We start from the raw sequence: 16,147 nt of genomic DNA on the forward strand, positions 1-16,147 counted from the left end.
ATATTGAAGTTAAGCTGGAAATACCCCGGTAGAAAGATAGCGGTCACCCCGGTCGCAGATGATTGAAACTATCACTGCGTTTTCTACCTCATCAGATAATTTTAGCGCAGCAGCCAGCGCGCCTCCTGATGAAATACCTGCAAATATCCCTTCTTCCTGAGCCAGGCGCCTCGTCATGATTTCTGCCTCTGACTGAGTTACATAGCGAATAACATCTACGCGTTCTGGATCATAAATTTTAGGCAAATATTCCTCGGGCCATTTTCGAATCCCCGGTATTTGCGAGCCTTCCTCCGGTTGAACACCCACAATTTGAATGTTGGCATTCTGTTCCTTCAAATAACGCGAACATCCCATAATCGTGCCCGTTGTGCCCATGCTTGATACAAAATGGGTGACTTCACCTTGGGTGTCGCGCCAGATTTCCGGGCCTGTACTATCAAAATGCGCTAGTGGATTATCCGCATTACCAAACTGGTTCAGAATAAACCCTTCACCAGCAGCCTGCATACGGTTGGCAGTATCAATTGCCTCTTCCATGCTGCCTTTTTTTGAAGTTAATACAATTTCTGCGCCAAAAGCGCGCATTACCTGTCGTCGCTCCACGCTCATGTGCTCAGGCATGACTAAAATCATCCTGTACCCACGCATAGCAGCAGCCATCGCCAGTGCAATGCCGGTATTTCCACTTGTCGCTTCAATCAGGGTATCGCCTGGCTTGATGTCGCCTCTGATTTCAGCATGCATAATCATCGATAGCGCTGGCCGATCTTTCACTGACCCTGCAGGGTTATTTCCCTCCAGTTTAACCAGAATGATATTGCTCGTATTACCGGGCAAGCGTTTTAGTTTAACTAACGGTGTATTTCCTACAAAATCCTCAATACTTTTATACATCGTTTGCTTTCGTCTGCTCAAAATTAATACCTTGGTAGAGATGATCGCATTCACCAATCACGCCTGCCATGGTTACGCAATTTTTACCCGTTGTCTTAGAGTTTTTTGCGGCCCTTTCTGCGCGTGAGCAAAATTCTGTCCGTGTCTCATCAGGCAGCAGAGTAGCCACCCCAAAGCTGGCTGTAATTGGTTTCACCATAGGCAAAATGATTTGATCTCCCAATTCCATACGCAATCTTTCAGCAGCAATCAATGCGCCAATTTCATTGGTTTCTGGTAACAAAATTGCAAATTCTTTACCACCATACCGAACAGCCAAATCCAGAGTACGAATAGACTGCTGAATCACTGTAGCGACATGCGTCAATATTTCATCCCCTGTCTCACGTCCATAGGACTCATTCACCTGACTGAAGTTATCAATATCCAAAATCACCAAAGCCAGTGGTCGGCGGTAACGCTCCCAGCGTTCCATCTCCTCATCCAGTTGTGAATCCAGTTTGCTGCGAATGGGCAACCCCGTCAGAGAATCCTGAGATTTTAATGCCATATTTTCTGACAGGACTTTCTGTAACGTCAACGAACGTTGCGTCAATTGGGCTTTGGCCTCATTGTAGCCAACCGTTAAATTGTCTATCTCATTACTCATGCGTTCAAACGCAGAAATATCCATTTCAGCAACCAGCAGCACCATCTGATTGCGCAAAAAAATACTTCCAGAGAAAGTTCGCCGCATGCCATTTAGTTTACCTAATGTAACCAGGCCTGAGTGGAGGAGACCTCCGTCACCCGGTTCTTTTTTTAGCAAACTAAAAAAAGGGGGATCAATAAAGATGGCGCCCGCACTTTCAGCCGGCAAGTCACCTAGAACCGATAAAAAACCTTGATTCGCTTCAACCAATTCGCCTTGCTTAGTCATCAAAGCAACAGAAATAGCGCGAAACTCAAGCAACCATACAGGCAAAAAACTAATTGGATTGGCGCTCAAAATAAATACCCCTTCTGCTTCATGGCAATCTTAAGGCGTAACTGGCGCGCGACCATAGACATCATCAAAACGAACAATATCATCTTCCTCCAAATACGGTCCACTTTGGATTTCAATAATTTGCAAAGGAATTCTGCCCGGATTCTCCAAACGATGACGATTGGTTTGAGGAATATAAGTAGACTGATTTTCTTCAAGAAAAATTTCCTTATCGCCATTAGTAATCTTAGCCGTCCCTGCAATGACCACCCAATGTTCTGAACGATGAAAATGCATTTGCATGGAAAGCTTTGCACCAGGATTAACCACAATCCGTTTTATCTTGTAACGCGCGCCTTCTTCCAGAATCGTATAGCTGCCCCAGGGGCGAGTGACGGTCATGTGAATTTCAGTGAGGTGCTGGTGCGTCTCTTTCACAGAGGCTACCAACTGTTTTAAATCCTGCACCCTGTCACGCGGGCAAACCATGGTTGCATCCCGTGTTTGCACCACCGCTAAATTTTGCAAACCCAATGTAGCAATCAGGCCATGTTCACTCCATAACAAGTTGTCCTGGCTATCTACCGCCAGTACTTCACCCTTGACCATATTCCCCTGCTCGTCTTTATCGCGCTGTTGATAAATTGCTTCCCAGCTGCCAAGATCATTCCATCCCATATCAACGGGAACAACAGCCACTTTGTCTGCTAACTCAAGCACACCGTAATCGATTGAGAGATCGGGTAAAGCAGCATAGGTATCAAAATCAGCTACTTTGCCGCCCCCATTTGAAAGTGACAACGCCGCAATATGAATTGCAGGCTGGTATTTCTTCAACATGGCGAGGAAGATATCCGCACGAAATACGAACATGCCGCCATTCCAGTAATAACCGCCTTGCTTCAGATAGGCTCGCGCGGTTTTTGCATCTGGTTTTTCAACAAATCGCGATACGCTCATTGCGCCAGAAGCTTTACTCGAAGTTTTCTTTTTCAGCGCAGAGCCAGCCTGAATATAGCCGTAACCTACCGCAGGCTCGGTGGGCTGCATGCCAAATAATGTCAGATATCCATCCAGCGCAGCTTCTTCGGCAGATTCCCAGGCCTGATTAAATGCAACCTGATCTGAAACAGCATGATCCGAAGAAAAAACCCCAATTAAGGCTTTGGGGTCTTTTTCAGCAATACTGGCAACTGCCCAGGCAATCGCAGGCAACGTGTTGCGGCCAATAGGTTCCGACAAAACATTATCTGCGAGAGAAGCATGGATAGAATGTAGTTGCCCCATCACCTCAAACCGATGATCAGCGTGGGTGACAGTGATTAATTTGTCATGGGCAACTCTAGGCAGCAAACGACGCGCAGTTTGCTGAAGCAGTGAATCCTCACCGTTAAGCGCCAGCAACTGCTTGGGCATAGCCGATCTGGATAAAGGCCAGAGACGAGTTCCTGAGCCCCCTGCGAGTATGATCGCGTAGCGCTCGCCAGCAGGTTTAATGGATGGTACGTTTTTATTCTTTACTGACGCCTGTTTAGCTGAAGAAGTACCCATTTCTCTCCCTTATGTTGCATCCTCAAAGTTTGCGTTTTCTGAACACAACTCTCAATAGCTTATTATGATTTCACTACTATAGCGTATTGCAGCCCGTCGGCAAACAGCCCCTAGTATAAAAATAAACCCTTATAAGTAAATATTACCAAAAGTTACAATGCAATTAAAAACCAATTGAATTTACTATCAGATGAATATCCAGCATTGCAGCAAACCGATTGAATCAACTGGATAGGATGGCAAGGTAAAAATATGAAGGTTTTGAGACGGTGAATTTAACGAATAACCCCTTTCCAGTTTCCTGCAGAATCAATTTTGTTCGTTGAACTTGCACTATCTGAAGCGACCTTCGGCTTAGATGCAGTAATCTTTGAACGAATTTTATCAATTGTTTTGGGACCGATGCCTGCTACATTATCCAGTTCATCCACATTCTTGAACGGGCCATGCTCTTTTCTATACGCTATTATTGCCTTAGCCTTTCCCGGTCCAATCCCAGGCACAGATTCCAGATGTGTACGACTGGATGTATTGATATCAACCGGCGCAGCAAAAACAGGACTGACAAATAAGCAGCAGAGAGCAATAACAATAAATATCGTGTTCATTTTCAAATTTCCAAAAGTAGTGCAGTCAAACAAATAATATTTAGCATTATCATGTTATTGTCATTATAATTCAAATTCAAAACCTAAAATAGTGAATATGGCATCGTGACACTAGCTCATTTTGAAGCCTGTTAAAAGCAGACCATTTTCGCCCTCCACAAAAAAAAACGACAACCAATTGGCTGCCGTTATAGTGCACAAGAAAAATCTGTTATGTTATTTTGCACCGAGTAACACCTATCAACCCCAGCAGGCCGGAGGCAAGGAGCCATACAGCTGCAGGCACCGGGACGGCGGCAAACTCCGCGCGAAAGCCAGTAACTGTTGAGTTGCTATCAATACCACCCACTCCTCTATTACGCACAACAAAATCCAGCGTATTTGAGCCGGTGTTTAATCCACTACCAATAATGAATGACGTCCAATTGCCACTGTCGGCTGGTCCATTAAGGGGGAAACCAGGCAATAATGTATTATTTAGAAAAACCCCTAAAAGTTCGTTATCGGACGAATACCTGCCTCCAAATGGATTGGCTCCTGTGAAAGTTGTTTGGTACACGTATTGTCCACCAAACTCAGTATGAAATGATGCGGATGGTACAACCCACCCTGAGTCAGGTCCATTAAGCATCCATGAGCCGGCATTAACATTAGCGAAAACAGGGGAAAAGCTTAAAGTCGGTAAAACCACCGAACCGTTTATGAGCGCACCAGATGGTGCAGTAGGATAAGGATTTGCCAATTGCCAGTGAAAATCTGAACTACCTGCACTCAACAAAGAAATACCGCACGTAGATGCAGTACCGATAAGACCAGTGTTACAAGGAATTGCAACCGCCGCTGTAGGTAACAGTAGCACCGTAACTACAAAATAGCGTTTTAAATTCACCCTCAATAGATGTGATGCATTCATGATCATTTACTCCTATTAGTTATACGGAGCGAATGGTTTGCCTTTAGTTTCTATCGCTCCACTCCAAAATGACAGAGCCTAAGAGTTATCAACAGATCGATGATTTGTGCTGCTGAAAATTGCGATGACAGATTAGCCATTGATTTAATGACGAATCTAAAAATTCGCCAGTTAGGAATTTTATGATAGTAAAGAATCTCGGGAGTTTATTGAAAATTTATTTATGGGGCAGTTTTGAGTATTTATCGACAGTGTTCGACACGTTTGAAACAACCCAACTTAGCCAAATAAGGCTTAAACACCGGACTGTTATCGCAAAAAGAAAGGCTCGATTAAGTATCGAGCCTTTCTCACTTCACAAACAGCGTGCAAAAAATTTTATAGTGTTTTATCCGCCTTCAACAAGTAATCAACATAACGTGATACACCTTCCTGCACGTTAAACAATGGATCGGTATAGCCAGCCTGACGCAAAGCCGTTACATCGGCTTGGGTAAAACTCTGATATTTACCTTTTAATGCTTCAGGGAAGGCAATATAGTTCACAATTCCCTGATTTTGCAATTCTTCCAGACTCAGCGCTGTTTCCCCTTTTGCGGCACGACAGGCGTTCACCGTGGCAACGGCTACATCATTAAAGGCTTGCGAAAAACCTGTTCCCAGATTAAAAATTCCGGATTGCTCAGGATGATCCAGAAAATGCATGTTGACTTTAACTACGTCTTCAACAGACACAAAATCACGTAACTGTTCACCGTTTGCATATCCATCACATCCTTCAAACAACTTCACTTTGCCTTCTGCCTGGTATTGATTGAAGAAGTGATACGCAACAGAAGCCATACGGCCTTTATGCTGTTCACGAGGGCCATAGACATTGAAGTAACGGAATCCCACTACTTGTGAGGTAAGGTGATCCCAGTGGCGTCGCAGGTATTGATCAAATAGAAATTTGGAATAGCCATATACATTCAAAGGAGATTCATACTCTCTTGATTCCTTGAAAATGCTGCCACCACCGTATACTGAAGCCGATGAGGCATACAGAAATGCAGCTTCCTGTTCCTGACAAAAATCGAACAGTGAAATGGTATAGCGATAGTTATTTTGCATCATGTAGCGACCATCGGTTTCCATGGTGTCCGAGCAGGCACCTTCATGAAAAATGGCATCAATTGCCCCGTCAAATGCGCCATCCATGATCAGATCCAGAAATTCCTGCTTATCCAGATAATCTGCAATTTCACAATCAGTCAGATTTTTAAATTTATCTGCTTTGGAAAGATTATCTACGCAAATAATATTGCGCTCACCGCGATCATTTAATGCCTTAACCAGATTCGCCCCGATAAAGCCTGCTGCGCCGGTAACTACATAGTACATATTTGTATCATCCACATAAATTAAGCTTCATCAGCAACAGATAAATTTAAAAATTCAGTCTATTGCGTTAACCAAAACTGTATTATTGAAATAGTTCTTCCTGATGAACCACAGCAGTTCCCAGTTTGCCAACCACAATACTTGCTGCACGGTTTGCCATATGCATGGCTTCCGGCAATTCCTCACCTGCCGCCAGCATCACACCAAGGGTTGCAATAACCGTATCCCCTGCACCGCTCACATCGAACACTTCCAGCGCATGAGCTGGCTGATGCAAGGTATCCCCTTCGCGATACAATGTCATCCCCTCTTCACTTCTGGTAACCAAAAGCGCCTGAAGGTTCAACTCAGTACGGAGTTGCTGTGCCTTACGTGTCAGTTCTTCTTCATTTTTCCAGCTGCCTGCTACTTCCTTGAATTCACCTCGATTAGGTGTCAGCAGCGTCGCATTGCGATAGCGCACATAATCATCCCCTTTGGGGTCAACCAGCACAGGTTTTCCAGCCTGATTAGCCATCTCGATCATCTGTGCGATATGGGTCAAGCCACCCTTGCCATAATCAGACAGAATTACCACATCGTACTCAGGCAACATACGACGAAAATCTTCCTGCGCTGATAACAAAACTTCATGGCTCGGTTGCGTTTCAAAATCAATGCGGAGCAATTGCTGCTGACGCCCGATCACTCGTAATTTAATCGTGGTGGAAATACTTTCATCCTGATGCAAAACTGACGTAATACCCTCTTCCCGCAACATGCGGTCCAGACAATCTCCTGCCTCATCTTTACCCGTTACGGAAATCAAGGCTGCCTGAGCACCTAAGGCCACAATATTTCGCGCTACGTTAGCGGCGCCACCTAAGCGCTCTTCACGCCGATCAATTTTTACGACTGGTACGGGTGCTTCGGGTGAAATCCGGCTGACATCACCAAACCAGTACCGGTCCAGCATGACATCACCGACCACCAGCACCCGTGCATTTTTCAATTGCGCAATATTCAATTTACGATCCTGCTTATTTTCTACCTATTGGGAAATATTCCATTCCCGCGCTGCGTACTGTCGCTGGCTCATACAGGTTGCGTCCGTCAAAAATGGCCGGTGATTTAAGCGCAGCCTTAATTGCCGAGAAATCAGGACTTCTGAATACTTGCCACTCGGTCACAATGACAAGCGCATCCGCACCTGCAAGCGCTTCCATTTGGTTATTAGCCAATTTCAAGCGAGGGTCATCGCCGTATATGCGTGTTGTTTCTTCCATCGCCACAGGATCATAAGCAGTAACAGTAGCGCCGCGTTGCCATAACCCTTCAATCAACACGCGGCTGGGTGCTTCGCGCATATCATCTGTATTTGGTTTGAATGCCAATCCCCATACTGCAAAGTGCTTACCTGAAAGATCCTTGCCTAAACGTGCAGTAATTTTATCCAGCAGCACCGTTTTCTGATGGTCATTGGCCGACTCTACCGCTTCAAGGATTTTAAGGTCAGAACCATATTCCCGGGCTGTACGCTGTAATGCCTGTACATCCTTTGGAAAACAGGAACCGCCATATCCGCAACCAGGATAAAGAAAGTGATACCCAATACGGGGGTCAGAACCAATACCCTGACGTACATGTTCAATGTCCGCACCCATTTTTTCTGCAAGGTTAGCCAGTTCATTCATGAAAGAAATGCGGGTAGCCAACATGGCATTAGCTGCATATTTGGTTAGTTCTGCAGATTTGATATCCATCACAATAACGCGTTCATGGTTACGTTGGAAAGGCGCATAAAGCGTACGCATAGCCTGCGTTGCCCTGTCATCATCTGTCCCTACAACAATCCGGTCTGGGCGCATGAAATCTTCCACAGCAGCCCCTTCCTTCAAGAACTCAGGATTGGAAGCCACACTAAAATCCAGTTTGACACTTCTGCTATCCAGTTCTTCCTGAATGGCTGCACGCACCTTGTCGGCCGTCCCCACTGGAACGGTCGATTTATCAACAATGACTTTATACTCTGTCATATACTTGCCGATATTTCTGGCGGCAGAGACCACATACTGCAAATCAGCTGAACCATCTTCATCAGGCGGTGTTCCGACTGCTATGAATTGAATCGCACCATGTGCGACACTCTCTTCAATACTGGTAGTGAAGCGCAATCGGCCGGCTTCAACGTTACGCTTAACCATAGCCTCTAAACCAGGTTCATGAATCGGAATACCCCCCTGATTCAGGGTATTGATTTTTTTAGCATCCAAATCAAGGCATAACACATCATTCCCTACTTCTGCGAGGCATGTCCCACTCACCAAGCCCACGTAACCAGTCCCTATTACAGTAATCTTCACTCAATCTCCCCCAATAATTCAATTTCGCTATTAATCTTTTTCAACATATGCAACGGATCATCAGCCCGCGTAATGGGCCTGCCAATCACTAAATAACTGGAGCCCATGTAGATCGCATCACTTGGCGTCATGATCCTGACCTGATCATCCCTGCTACTGTCAGCAGGACGAATACCAGGGGTTACCAACGCAAACTCATAACCCAGTTCTCTGCGCAGCATTGCTGTTTCCTGCGCTGAGCAAACCACCCCATCCAGACCACTGGTCTGGGCTAGTTTTGCCAAACGTAATACCGCTTCTTGCGGCTCACCAAGCAAGCCGGTCTCATGCATATCTTCACTGCCCATACTGGTCAGCAAAGTGACCGCAATTAACTTGGGACGATGGAGTTCATTATCTATGGCTTCACGTGCCGCTGTAAGCATGGCACGGCCACCCAGAGCATGCACATTGACCATCCATACGCCTAATTGCGCGGCTACTTTACACGCACTGGCTACAGTATTCGGGATGTCGTGAAACTTTAAATCAAGGAAAACATCAAACCCGGAACTAACCAGTTTTTCAACACAAGATGGGCCTGTTGCGGTAAACAACTCTTTACCAATCTTCAGCTTACAAAGCTTCGGGTCTAGCCTGTTTGCCAGTTCTAACGCTTCATTCACACTGGGAAAATCCAGTGCAACAATCACTTTGGGATCATGCATGGCTTAATAAATGTCCAAATTCTGTTTCTTCTCTTCTTCTCGGCGGGAAAGTTTCCCAGCCACCACATGCCGGGCAGTACCAATGAAACTGCCTGGCTTCAAACCCACAGCTATCACAACGGAACATAGCAAGTTGTCGTGTATGCTGATGCAACAAATTTTTGATGAGCAATAAATCCTGCTGACGATCTACAGGCATATCCTGTAATTGCGCTTCAAGCAGGCGTGTTAACCCCTGAAGGGTTGGGTTTCGCCTTAATTCATCTCGCAGCGTACGGTATGCATTTTCAGCGCCCTGATGCTCCAACATTCCCTGATAAACAATATTTAACAGGTCCGCAGAAGGATATTGTGCCAGATAACCACGCAACAGGGCCAATCCCAGGTCGACTTTATCCAAGGCACGATAACTGGCTAAAAGCTTACCCGCGACTAAACTTATATAACGTGGATCTTGCGTTTCAACACGCTTCCAGATTTGAATAGCACCTTCATGATTTGTCAGCGCAACTTCCTGGTCACCCATCAAAATGGTAGCGCGAACACATCGTCTATTTTCTTTTAAAGCTTCTTCCAGGTAAGCCTTTGAGGCCTCCGGATTAGAGTGTGCGCTTTCGATGACCGCCAATTCACAATAAAAATGTGAAATCACCTTGCGATGGGGATGTTCTGCAGTACTAAGCTGACGTGCTGTCTGAATAGCTTTGGACCAGTCTTTTTCTTGTTGATAAATTTCCAGAAGAAATTTTAAGGCCACTTTTGAATAAGTAGTTTTTTGCAAGTCACTGAAAAGCTGTTCCGCACTGTCCAGCAAACCCGCCTTTTTATAATCCTGTGCCAACTCAAAAACAGCTGCAAGCTTTTGCTCGTTACTCAGATAGGACCGATCGACGATACTTTTATGCATGCGTATGGCTCGATCAACTTCACCACGTCGCCGAAAAAGACTGCCCAAAGCAAAGTTCAACTCAACCGCCTCTGGTTTCTCAGATTGCACAACTTCACTTAACACTTCAATCGCCTGGTCCGGTTGCTCATTCAACAGGAAATTAAGCCCTTTGAAATAAGATTCAGGGAGTTCACTCGATTCTGAAATAACGTGTTTAATATCTATGCGTGCTGCTAACCAGCCCAATGCAAAAAACAAGGGAAAAGCCAACAACCACCAAAATTCAAATTCCATGGTTTGTTGCGCTTCCATCCTTTAACTGTAGTGCGTCATTCGCATGCGACTTTATACGCAATTCTTTTTTCAAGCCCAGAATTTCTCTCTTTAATCTTAGAATCGAAAGCATGTTTGCCACGACACCAATCACAATACCTGCAAGGAAAAAAACCATCAAAACCAGGACCAGAGGTGCTTGCCATTCATAGCCTAAATAGTAGTGTAAAGAAACTACTTCACTATTTTTAGCAGCGAATCCCAACAACAGAATAAATAATAATAAACGCAATGCCCAAGCTAAATAGCGCATAAGATCCTAATTTAATTTAACTAGCCTCATAAAAGTTAATTTTGCATGAAATACCGTCGAGCTGAGGCTTCAGAAATCTTCCTAGCAAACCAATCCAAGATACTGAGGTCCGCATATATTGTACCTCGCCAAAACTGAATATTGGCGCAAATGCAGTATTTTTTTAAAAAAAAACGGCATGATGTAATAATCATGCCGTTTTTTTCAGTTAACAATCAAAATTTCTGATTATTCGCTGTAATCAACTCGCTCACGCAATTCCTTACCAGCTTTAAAGTGAGGTACGTGCTTTTCAGCAACACTCACCTTATCACCAGTTTTAGGATTACGGCCAGTTCTTGGTGGACGATAATTCAGACTAAAGCTGCCAAACCCTCTGATCTCAATTCGTTCCCCTTGAGATAAGCTTTTAGCCATCTCATCAAGCAACGTTTTAACAGCGAGTTCCGCATCCTTGGCGACAAGCTGGGAATAACGGGTTGCCAGCTTGGCGATCAGATCCGATTTTGTCATGAAATTTCCCTTTTATTGATCGGTAGATTGATCGGATTTCTTCACGTCCATTTTAGCTTTCAACAGGGCGCCCAAACTTGTAGTACCAGCACTACCGCCTTGATCTGTAGCCATTTTCTGCATAGCTTCAGATGTTTCAGCCATATCTTTTGCTTTAATCGATAGATTAATGGAGCGATTTTTGCGATCGACATTGATAATCATCACTTCAAGTTCATCACCTTCATTCATGTGGGTACGAATATCTTCCACACGGTCACGTGAAACTTCAGAAGCGCGTAAATAACCATCAACATCTGTGTCCAGAGATATTACAGCACCTTTGGCATCCATTGACTTGACAGTACCTTTAATCAGGCTGCCTTTGTCATGTACAGAAACGAAGTTGGTGAAAGGATCGCCATCCATTTGCTTGATACCAAGAGAGATGCGCTCACGCTCAACATCAATCGCCAATACCATGGCTTCAACTTCATCGCCTTTCTTGTAGTTGCGAACTGCTTCTTCACCAGCCACATTCCATGACAGGTCTGACAGGTGTACTAAACCGTCGATACCACCTGGCAATCCAATAAACACGCCAAAATCGGTGATAGATTTGATCTGACCGCTGACCTTATCACCTTTCTTATGGTTAATTGCAAAATCATCCCATGGATTGGATTGACACTGCTTCATACCCAGCGAAATGCGGCGACGATCTTCGTCTATTTCCAGAATCATGACTTCTACTTCATCGCCCAGGCTAACAACCTTGGATGGATGAACGTTTTTATTGGTCCAATCCATTTCAGAAACGTGAACCAGACCTTCAATACCCTGTTCGATTTCAGCGAATGCGCCATAATCTGTCAGGTTTGTGATCTTACCAAACATGCGTGTACCTTGTGGGTAACGACGTGACAGACCAACCCATGGATCATCACCAAGCTGCTTCATACCCAGTGATACGCGATTTTTTTCCTGATCGAACTTCAGAATCTTAGCTTCAACTTCATCACCAACAGTCAGCACCTCGGATGGATGCTTAACACGGCGCCATGCCAGATCAGTGATGTGCAACAGACCATCGATACCACCCAGATCCACAAACGCGCCATAATCGGTAATGTTCTTAACAATACCTTTAACTACTGCGCCTTCTTTCAGGCTACCCAGCAGCGCTTCACGTTCAGCACCCTGGCTAGCTTCAAGCATGGCACGACGAGAAACAACAACGTTATTACGCTTGCGATCAAGCTTAATAACCTTAAATTCCATTTCCTTACCTTCGTAAGGGGTGGTGTCCTTGATTGGGCGTACATCTACCAAAGAACCTGGCAAGAATGCGCGAATACCGTTAACCATAACGGTCAGACCACCCTTAACCTTACCTTGAACCAGACCCATGACTGGCGTGCCTTCTTCCATCGCCACATCTAGTTCGGTCCATGCTTGCAAGCGCTTGGCTTTTTCACGAGACAGTTTGGTTGCACCATAACCATCTTCCAGCGCATCAATCGCAACCATCACGAAATCGCCGACCTTAACTTCTAGTTCGCCTTTATCATCGCGAAACTCTTCAGCTGGAATCACGCTTTCGGATTTCAAACCGGCATTAACAATTACAACACCACCTTCGATTGCGACAACTTCAGCGGTAATCACTTCGCCGGTGCGCATTTCTTGGCGCGTTAGACTTTCTTCAAATAGTGCAGCAAAACTTTCCATGGATTCGACAACAGGAGACGCAGTAGTCATTAGATAAACACCTGATAAACCCATCAAACAGGATGGGACTGGTTAGTTAATAAACGCCCAAAGCAATTGAAAAAACGTCCTTACTCTGCACTATTGCAGAGCATAAACGATCGTCGCCATTATCAGGGGAGATATACGACTTCCAACACTTAAGGCACTTTGGTCAAACGAATGGGTCACTCGAACCGTTTTAGAATCACGTCAACAGCTTCGTCTATCGTGAGTTTTGTGGTATCTAAAAGACTTGCATCCGCATACTTTTGCAGTGGAGCAACACTTCGCGCACTATCACGCTTGTCCCTCTCCTGAATATCCTGCAAAATATTTTCAAATATAGCACAAACACCTTTTTCTTTCAACTGTTTAAATCGACGTTCAGCGCGTACTTCTGCACTTGCCGTCAAAAATATTTTTGTGCCTGCATCAGGAAATACAACCGAGCCCATATCTCGACCATCCGCAACCAATCCTGGTAGCTGACAAAAATCACGCTGACGCGCCAGCAAAGCGGCTCTCACCTCTGGCAACGCAGCTACCACAGACGCGCCATTTCCGCATTTTTCCGACCGCACTTCATCGGTTACCTTATCCTTACCTAGCCATATTTCACCACCGTCAAAAACCACATCCAGCTTGGCCGCCAGGTTTGCCAGCGATTGCTCATCGTCCAAAGCCACGTTTTGACGGAAAGCTGCAAGTGCGACCAGACGGTATAACGCACCGCTATCAAGGTAATGAAACCCCAATTTCTTCGCAACGATACTTGCAACGGTGCCCTTGCCAGAAGCGGAAGGACCATCAATAGTAATAACAGGAATCGGTTTTTCAGACATATCAGGCTTTATTGGTTCAAACAGATATTGAGGACAAGACCTCAAAATACTTAGGAAAGGTTTTTGCGACACATTCAGGTTCGTTGATTCTTACTGGCACGCCTCCTAGCGCAACCAATGAAAAACACATTGCCATACGATGATCATCGTAAGTATCTATGATTGCATTGGGAATGAGTACGGAAGGGGGAGTCACTCGAATGTAATCCGCGCCTTCTTCCACTTCAGCACCAACTTTGCGTAGTTCAATGGCCATAGCTGCTATGCGATCGGTTTCCTTTACACGCCAACTGGCTATATTACGAATAGTTGTTGTACCATCCGCAAATAAAGCGGTTACCGCAATCGTCATGGCAGCATCAGGTATAAAATTAAGATCCGCATCAATCGCACGCAACTTACCATTACCGCGTGCTTCAATCCAGTTATCACCCATCGTGATCACTGCACCCATTTGCTCGAGTACTTCAGCAAACCGCACATCGCCTTGTATACTAGATTTTCCCACCCCTTCCACACGAACCGGACCTCCGCCAATTGCGCCAGCCGCCAGAAAATAAGAGGCACTTGAAGCATCACCTTCAACATGAATAACGCCAGGTGATTGATACGCCTGCCCGCCTGTAATTGTAAATTTCTGCCAATCCTGACGCTCCACTTTTACCCCGAATCTTTGCATGAGGTTTAACGTGATTTCTATATAAGGTTTGGAGATCAGTTCACCCACCACTTCTATGACTACCGTTTCACCGGCAAGCGGCGATACCATCAACAGCGACGTCAGAAACTGGCTCGATACATTCCCGCGAACTTGAACCGTTTTTGTCTTGCGTGCACCTGACGGAGCAATTTCCAGCGGAGGAAACCCTTCATTTCCTAGGTAGCGTATATCCGCACCTAGCTGACGTAATGCATCAACCAGATCACCAATGGGGCGTTCATGCATCCGATTCACGCCGGACAACTTGTAGTTCCCATGGGACAATGCCAATGCTGCAGTTAAGGGTCTGAACGCGGTACCTGCATTACCCAAAAATAAATCAGCCTTTTTTACAGGAAATACCCCTCCTGCACCATGCACAACATAATCAAGGCTCTCACCTTCACGCGACCACTGCACACCCAGCGTTTTCAGCGCATCCAGCATGTAATTGACGTCATCAGATGACAAGAGACTTTTAACTATTGTCTCCCCGTTTGCAAGGGCTGCCAGCAGCAGAATGCGATTTGAAATACTTTTTGAGCCAGGTAATAACACCGTACCCTTAACCGAATTGATTGGAGCCAGATCGAGATAATTCATCTTTTATTTACTTCCACCACTTATCCATGCATTTCTGGCATTACGAGCTGCATCAAAAATTTGTTGCAAAGCAATACCATCCCCCTTGATTATCGCATCCCGCATTCGATTTACCTGAGCCAGATAACTGTCCAGCTCAACCACCATCGCATCACGATTTGCCAGGCAAATATCCCGCCACATTTCGGGTGAACTGCTTGCAATACGGGTGAAATCACGGAAACCACCGGCAGCAAACTGAAAAAGGTCGCTGGCATTGGGACGTGCCGCGATATCCGCTACCAGCGCATAAGCCAGAACATGGGGCAAATGGCTGACTGCAGCAAAGATCTGGTCATGCACTTTGGGTGGCATTTCATGGACGATAGCGCCACACTTCTGCCACAGTTCTTTGACCAGATTGCGCGCATCATCACTGGTTTCTGGAAGCGGCGTGAGAATTACATTTTTATCTTGAAACAAACTGTCTGTAGCTGCCTTGACACCACTACGTTCTGCGCCTGCTATTGGATGACCGGGAACAAATCGTTCCAAATGTTCCGGCATGTAACGCATAGCCAGTTCAATTACATCCTGTTTTGTACTGCCTACGTCGGTAATCACTGTATGGGATGACAAGACCGGTGCAATTTCCTGCATAATGCCACCCATCTGACCAACAGGCACTGCCAGCACGACTAAATCTGCATCTGCAACGGCATTGACAGCGTTTGTTTCAGCTGCATCGATAACATATGTACCCAGTGCGGAAGAAAGATTTTCCCAGCTGCGCCCCACGCCCACAATTCTCTCAACCATGTTGGTATTGCGCAGCGCCATGGCAAACGAGCCGCCAATAAGGCCAACACCGACTATTACAAGTTTTTTAAGCATAAAATTGATAAGCCATAAAATTTACAAAGGGGATTGAGAACG

General features: G+C 45.4%; 16 protein-coding genes. All 16 read right to left on the reverse strand.

Annotated features, from left to right (window positions below; genetic code table 11):
- Positions 1–9: 9 nt before the first annotated feature.
- Positions 10–897, reverse strand: coding sequence for a cysteine synthase CysM (gene cysM, locus EDC63_RS02420; protein WP_124947556.1), 888 nt, complete (start codon positions 895–897; stop codon positions 10–12).
- Entirely contained in the window at positions 890–1,885 is a 996-nt protein-coding gene (locus EDC63_RS02425) for a GGDEF domain-containing protein (protein WP_124947555.1), read from the reverse strand. Before EDC63_RS02425 ends, cysM begins: the two co-directional genes overlap by 8 nt.
- Positions 1,886–1,915: 30 nt before the next feature.
- The gene (locus tag EDC63_RS02430; protein WP_124947554.1) at positions 1,916–3,415 is read right to left on the reverse strand and encodes a mannose-1-phosphate guanylyltransferase/mannose-6-phosphate isomerase; all 1,500 of its coding nucleotides are present in this window, start codon (positions 3,413–3,415) and stop codon (positions 1,916–1,918) included.
- Between the two features lie 275 nt (positions 3,416–3,690).
- Complete coding sequence (locus tag EDC63_RS02435; protein ID WP_124947553.1) at positions 3,691–4,023, reverse strand: ComEA family DNA-binding protein; 333 nt, start codon at positions 4,021–4,023, stop codon at positions 3,691–3,693.
- A 211-nt stretch (positions 4,024–4,234) separates the two neighbouring features.
- Positions 4,235–4,936: a hypothetical protein gene (locus tag EDC63_RS02440; protein ID WP_132920873.1), complete on the reverse strand. Its 702-nt coding sequence runs from the start codon at positions 4,934–4,936 to the stop codon at positions 4,235–4,237.
- A 378-nt stretch (positions 4,937–5,314) separates the two neighbouring features.
- Positions 5,315–6,319: an ADP-glyceromanno-heptose 6-epimerase gene (gene rfaD, locus EDC63_RS02445; RefSeq protein ID WP_124947552.1), complete on the reverse strand. Its 1,005-nt coding sequence runs from the start codon at positions 6,317–6,319 to the stop codon at positions 5,315–5,317.
- 82 nt (positions 6,320–6,401) lie between these two features.
- Entirely contained in the window at positions 6,402–7,325 is a 924-nt protein-coding gene (gene rfaE1, locus EDC63_RS02450; RefSeq protein ID WP_223248412.1) for a D-glycero-beta-D-manno-heptose-7-phosphate kinase, read from the reverse strand.
- Between the two features lie 13 nt (positions 7,326–7,338).
- Positions 7,339–8,661: a UDP-glucose dehydrogenase family protein gene (locus tag EDC63_RS02455; RefSeq protein ID WP_124947551.1), complete on the reverse strand. Its 1,323-nt coding sequence runs from the start codon at positions 8,659–8,661 to the stop codon at positions 7,339–7,341.
- Positions 8,658–9,368, reverse strand: a complete 711-nt coding sequence (gene pyrF, locus EDC63_RS02460; protein WP_124947550.1) for an orotidine-5'-phosphate decarboxylase — start codon at positions 9,366–9,368, stop codon at positions 8,658–8,660. The genes EDC63_RS02455 and pyrF overlap by 4 nt, the downstream gene beginning before the upstream one ends.
- The gene (gene lapB / locus EDC63_RS02465) at positions 9,361–10,551 is read right to left on the reverse strand and encodes a lipopolysaccharide assembly protein LapB (RefSeq protein ID WP_124947549.1); all 1,191 of its coding nucleotides are present in this window, start codon (positions 10,549–10,551) and stop codon (positions 9,361–9,363) included. Before lapB ends, pyrF begins: the two co-directional genes overlap by 8 nt.
- Positions 10,541–10,843, reverse strand: coding sequence for a LapA family protein (locus EDC63_RS02470; protein WP_124947548.1), 303 nt, complete (start codon positions 10,841–10,843; stop codon positions 10,541–10,543). Before EDC63_RS02470 ends, lapB begins: the two co-directional genes overlap by 11 nt.
- A gap of 228 nt (positions 10,844–11,071) precedes the next feature.
- Positions 11,072–11,356: an integration host factor subunit beta gene (locus tag EDC63_RS02475; RefSeq protein ID WP_124947547.1), complete on the reverse strand. Its 285-nt coding sequence runs from the start codon at positions 11,354–11,356 to the stop codon at positions 11,072–11,074.
- 12 nt (positions 11,357–11,368) lie between these two features.
- Entirely contained in the window at positions 11,369–13,096 is a 1,728-nt protein-coding gene (gene rpsA, locus EDC63_RS02480) for a 30S ribosomal protein S1 (RefSeq protein ID WP_124947546.1), read from the reverse strand.
- A gap of 176 nt (positions 13,097–13,272) precedes the next feature.
- The gene (cmk, locus tag EDC63_RS02485) at positions 13,273–13,929 is read right to left on the reverse strand and encodes a (d)CMP kinase (RefSeq protein WP_124947545.1); all 657 of its coding nucleotides are present in this window, start codon (positions 13,927–13,929) and stop codon (positions 13,273–13,275) included.
- Positions 13,930–13,945: 16 nt separating this feature from the next.
- Complete coding sequence (aroA, locus tag EDC63_RS02490) at positions 13,946–15,232, reverse strand: 3-phosphoshikimate 1-carboxyvinyltransferase (RefSeq protein WP_124947544.1); 1,287 nt, start codon at positions 15,230–15,232, stop codon at positions 13,946–13,948.
- A 3-nt stretch (positions 15,233–15,235) separates the two neighbouring features.
- Positions 15,236–16,105, reverse strand: coding sequence for a prephenate dehydrogenase (locus EDC63_RS02495; RefSeq protein ID WP_189836541.1), 870 nt, complete (start codon positions 16,103–16,105; stop codon positions 15,236–15,238).
- Positions 16,106–16,147 lie beyond the last annotated feature (42 nt).

Origin of the sequence: Sulfurirhabdus autotrophica, from assembly GCF_004346685.1 — a bacterium.
Classification (GTDB): Bacteria; Pseudomonadota; Gammaproteobacteria; order Burkholderiales; family SMCO01; genus Sulfurirhabdus; species Sulfurirhabdus autotrophica.

Coding starts and splice junctions, on each gene's coding strand:
- EDC63_RS02435 (WP_124947553.1), bottom strand. CDS start 4,023: ATGAACACGATATTTATTGTTATTGCTCTCTGCTGCTTATTTGTCAGT.
- EDC63_RS02475 (WP_124947547.1), bottom strand. CDS start 11,356: ATGACAAAATCGGATCTGATCGCCAAGCTGGCAACCCGTTATTCCCAG.
- EDC63_RS02495 (WP_189836541.1), bottom strand. CDS start 16,105: ATGCTTAAAAAACTTGTAATAGTCGGTGTTGGCCTTATTGGCGGCTCG.
- pyrF (WP_124947550.1), bottom strand. CDS start 9,368: ATGCATGATCCCAAAGTGATTGTTGCACTGGATTTTCCCAGTGTGAAT.
- aroA (WP_124947544.1), bottom strand. CDS start 15,232: ATGAATTATCTCGATCTGGCTCCAATCAATTCGGTTAAGGGTACGGTG.
- EDC63_RS02470 (WP_124947548.1), bottom strand. CDS start 10,843: ATGCGCTATTTAGCTTGGGCATTGCGTTTATTATTATTTATTCTGTTG.
- cysM (WP_124947556.1), bottom strand. CDS start 897: ATGTATAAAAGTATTGAGGATTTTGTAGGAAATACACCGTTAGTTAAA.
- lapB (WP_124947549.1), bottom strand. CDS start 10,551: ATGGAATTTGAATTTTGGTGGTTGTTGGCTTTTCCCTTGTTTTTTGCA.
- EDC63_RS02430 (WP_124947554.1), bottom strand. CDS start 3,415: ATGGGTACTTCTTCAGCTAAACAGGCGTCAGTAAAGAATAAAAACGTA.
- EDC63_RS02440 (WP_132920873.1), bottom strand. CDS start 4,936: ATGAATGCATCACATCTATTGAGGGTGAATTTAAAACGCTATTTTGTA.
- cmk (WP_124947545.1), bottom strand. CDS start 13,929: ATGTCTGAAAAACCGATTCCTGTTATTACTATTGATGGTCCTTCCGCT.
- rpsA (WP_124947546.1), bottom strand. CDS start 13,096: ATGACTACTGCGTCTCCTGTTGTCGAATCCATGGAAAGTTTTGCTGCA.
- rfaD (WP_124947552.1), bottom strand. CDS start 6,319: ATGTACTATGTAGTTACCGGCGCAGCAGGCTTTATCGGGGCGAATCTG.